The 2,048-nt window shown below is 60.6% G+C and carries 2 protein-coding genes; both read left to right on the top strand.

Annotated elements, in window-relative coordinates; genetic code table 11:
* Positions 1-1,500, top strand: a 1,500-nt coding sequence (gene aspS, locus OQK_RS00305) for an aspartate--tRNA ligase (protein WP_038860069.1), incomplete at its 5' end; no start/stop codon positions are given.
* Between the two features lie 119 nt (positions 1,501-1,619).
* Positions 1,620-2,048: YebC/PmpR family DNA-binding transcriptional regulator (locus tag OQK_RS00300; protein WP_016770602.1), on the top strand; the 429-nt coding region annotated here is incomplete at its 3' end.

Below are 2,048 nucleotides of genomic sequence, written 5' to 3'. Positions count from 1 at the left end.
ATCGAAGTGCTCGGTTATGAACTGGAAGTGCTGAACGAGTCGGAAACCCCGCCGTTCCCGCTCAACGAGTTCTCCGACGTCGGCGAAGAAACCCGCCTGCGCTATCGCTTCCTCGACCTGCGTCGTCCGGAAATGGCCGAGAAGCTCCGTCTGCGTTCGCGCATGACCACCAGCATCCGTCGCTTCCTCGACGAGAACGGCTTCCTCGACGTCGAAACGCCGATCCTGACCCGGGCCACTCCGGAAGGTGCGCGTGACTATCTGGTGCCGAGCCGTACCCATGCCGGTTCGTTCTTCGCCCTGCCGCAATCGCCGCAGCTGTTCAAGCAACTGCTGATGGTGGCCGGCTTCGACCGTTACTACCAGATCGCCAAGTGCTTCCGTGACGAAGACCTGCGTGCCGACCGTCAGCCGGAATTCACCCAGATCGACATCGAGACCAGCTTCCTCGATGAAAAAGAGATCATGGGTCTGACCGAGCAGATGATCCGCAACCTGTTCAAGGAAGTGCTGAACCTGGAGTTCGGCGAATTCCCGCACATGACCTTCGAAGAAGCCATGCGCCGCTACGGTTCGGACAAGCCGGACCTGCGTATTCCACTGGAACTGGTCGACGTTGCCGACCAGCTCAAAGAAGTTGAATTCAAGGTGTTCAGCGGCCCGGCCAACGATCCGAAGTGCCGCATCGCCGCACTGCGTGTTCCAGGCGGGGCGAGCATGCCGCGCAAGCAGATCGACGACTACACCAAGTTCGTCGGCATCTACGGTGCCAAGGGCCTGGCGTACATCAAGGTCAACGAGCGTGCTGCCGGTGTTGAAGGTCTGCAATCGCCGATCGTGAAGAATATTCCTGAAGACAAGCTCAACGTGATCCTCGATCGCGTTGGCGCAGTCGATGGCGACATCGTGTTCTTCGGTGCCGACAAGGCCAAGATCGTCAGCGAAGCCCTGGGCGCGCTGCGTATCAAGCTCGGTCACGACCTCAAGCTGCTGACCTGCGAGTGGGCGCCAATGTGGGTCGTCGACTTCCCGATGTTCGAAGAGAACGACGACGGCAGCTTCTCGGCGCTGCACCACCCGTTCACCGCACCGAAGTGCACCCCGCAGGAACTCGAAGCCAACCCGGCCGGCGCACTGTCCCGTGCGTACGACATGGTGTTGAACGGCACCGAGCTGGGCGGCGGTTCGATCCGTATTCACCGCAAGGAAATGCAGCAAGCGGTATTCCGCCTGCTGGGCATCAACGAAGCGGAACAGGAAGAGAAGTTCGGCTTCCTGCTCGACGCGCTGAAATACGGTGCACCGCCGCACGGTGGTCTGGCCTTCGGTCTGGACCGTCTGGTGATGCTGATGACCGGCGCCCAGTCGATCCGTGAAGTGATCGCCTTCCCGAAAACCCAGAGTGCTGCCGACGTGATGACGCAGGCTCCGGGCGTAGTGGATGCCAAGGCATTGCGCGAGCTGCATATTCGCCTGCGCGAAACGCCAAAGGCTGAGTAAGACGGGCCTGAAGGCGCATCTTCGGATGCGCCTTTTTTCTTTCTCAGGTCGAATTTTTCAATTGCCGGCCGCTGCCTTGGCGGGGCGGGCAAGGTTTCAAAGAGCATTCGGAGCAAGTTATGGCAGGTCATTCCAAGTGGGCAAACATCAAGCACCGCAAAGAACGTCAGGATGCCAAGAGGGGCAAGATCTTCACCAAGTGGATCCGTGAACTGACCGTTGCGGCCCGTCAGGGTGGCGGTGATCCGGGTTCCAACCCGCGTCTGCGTCTGGCTCTGGACAAGGCGTTGAGCGCCAACATGAGTCGCGACATCATTGACCGTGCCGTCGCGCGCGGTGCCGGCGCCACTGAAGCGGACAACGTTGAAGAACTGACCTATGAAGGCTACGGCCCGGGCGGTGTGGCGGTGATGGTCGAGTGCATGACTGACAACCGCAACCGTACCGCCGCAGCGGTGCGTCACGCGTTCAGCAAGTGTGGCGGCAACCTCGGCACCGACGGTTCGGTGGCCTATCTGTTCGAGCGCAAGGGCCAGATCAGTTTCGCC

The sequence above is a fragment of the Pseudomonas sp. R62 genome (assembly GCF_000257605.1).
Taxonomy (GTDB): domain Bacteria; phylum Pseudomonadota; class Gammaproteobacteria; order Pseudomonadales; family Pseudomonadaceae; genus Aquipseudomonas; species Aquipseudomonas atacamensis.
This window is presented reverse-complemented; position numbering and strand designations above follow the sequence as displayed.